Source organism: Streptomyces niveiscabiei (assembly GCF_001419795.1).
GTDB classification, from domain to species: Bacteria; Actinomycetota; Actinomycetes; order Streptomycetales; family Streptomycetaceae; genus Streptomyces; species Streptomyces niveiscabiei.
Genome location: NZ_LIRL01001450.1, coordinates 1 through 1,390, shown reverse-complemented (window position 1 = coordinate 1,390; position 1,390 = coordinate 1). Strand labels below are relative to the sequence as shown.

General features: G+C 71.6%; 2 protein-coding genes. Both read right to left on the bottom strand.

Going from position 1 to position 1,390, the window contains the following annotated elements; all coding sequences use genetic code 11:
* The coding region (locus AOK24_RS44875; RefSeq protein ID WP_055725528.1) for a hypothetical protein at positions 1–638 on the bottom strand (638 nt) is incomplete at its 3' end.
* A 3-nt stretch (positions 639–641) separates the two neighbouring features.
* Positions 642–1,331 carry a pentapeptide repeat-containing protein gene (locus AOK24_RS44870; RefSeq protein ID WP_206191383.1) on the bottom strand — a complete coding sequence of 230 codons (690 nt, stop codon included), beginning with the start codon at positions 1,329–1,331 and terminating at the stop codon, positions 642–644.
* Positions 1,332–1,390 lie beyond the last annotated feature (59 nt).

The following is a 1,390-nucleotide window of genomic DNA, read 5'->3' as shown; positions in this document are numbered from 1 at the left end:
GCCCAGAACGTCGCCCCGCCCAGCAGCCACAGCTCCGTCAGCGCCGTCCCCGGCGGCAGGTAGCCCTGCGACAGTGCCCCGTACCCCGTGTTCAGCCTCGGTGCCGACAGCCCCAGCAGCGCCATCACGTCGTAGTGCTGCGCGTCCGCGAACACGTACCGCCCGTCCTTGCCGTCCTCCCGCGCGAGCGGCACGCAGCGCAGCACCGACTCCAGCGCCGGGATGTCGAGGGGCGCGGCGGCGAAGGGGAGGAACGCGGTGGGGGCGGCGCCGAGCGGCTCGGGCCAGTCCGGTGCCGGGCCCGAGGACCACGTCTCGGCGGGCCGCTCCGCGCTGAAGTACCCCGGCCACGAGTCGTAGACGTGCCGCAGCTCGCCGTCGTCGTACACCTGCATGACCAGTACGTCCGAGTCGAAGACGTACATGCCCAGCGTCGGGACGGACAGGCGGCGGCTCACCGCTTCCGCGAGGGTCAGCGCCTCCGTCTCCTCAGCGGGATGGATCACGGTGTGCCGGGGGCCCACCGCGAGTGCGTACCCGCGTATCGCGGAGCGGCCCGCCGCCGTCTCCTCGGAGAGCAGCGGCACCACTTCCTGGCACGGCCGCGCCACCAGTACGTTCCCGTAAAACGTGCCCATCGGTCACTCCTCCACCCTGATCCCCAGTTCCCCCGCCAGCACCGGTGCGAGATCGAGCAGCTGTGCCGTACTGATGACGGCACCGCGCAGTCGGTCCACACCGGCGGTGATGCCCAGTTCGACCGCTCCCCTCAGATCGACGTCCGACAGGGTCGCCGCGCTGAAGTCCGCGCCCTTGAGCGCGCAGTCGACGAACTCCACCCGTTCCATACGCGCGCCCGCGAAGTCCGGTTCGACGAGAACGCAGTTTTCGAAAACGACATCCTTGAGGCGGGCCTGCCGGAGGTTCAGGTAGTCGATCTTCCCGCCCCGCACGACGACCCTTTCCAGCACGCTCCCGAACATCTGCGTGCCGCCCAGGCGCGCGTCGGTCACCTCCACGTCCCGCAGCGTCGCGTCCGCCAGATCCGTCCCCACCCCGCGCGGCGCCGTCAGCCGGGAGTCCAGGAAGCGGGCGTTCCTCAGCCGCGTCTCGTCCAGCGCGCACCCCGTCAGCGCGCAGTCCATGAACGTCGACCCCGCGCCGTCCTGCCCCGCCAGGTCCAGTTCCTTCAGCTCCACCCCGTCGTAATCCCCGTCCGGCTCCACCTCCCCGCCCTCGAACCCCCGCAGCTCCGGCAGCCTCAGCTCGGGCCGCCGAGCCCCCTTGACCCCGCTCCGCCTGCCGCCGCTGCCATGTCCGTTGCTCGCCATGCCCCCATCCTGCACCCCGCCACTGACAACGGCCCTGACCACTGGCTCACCCCCGCCCC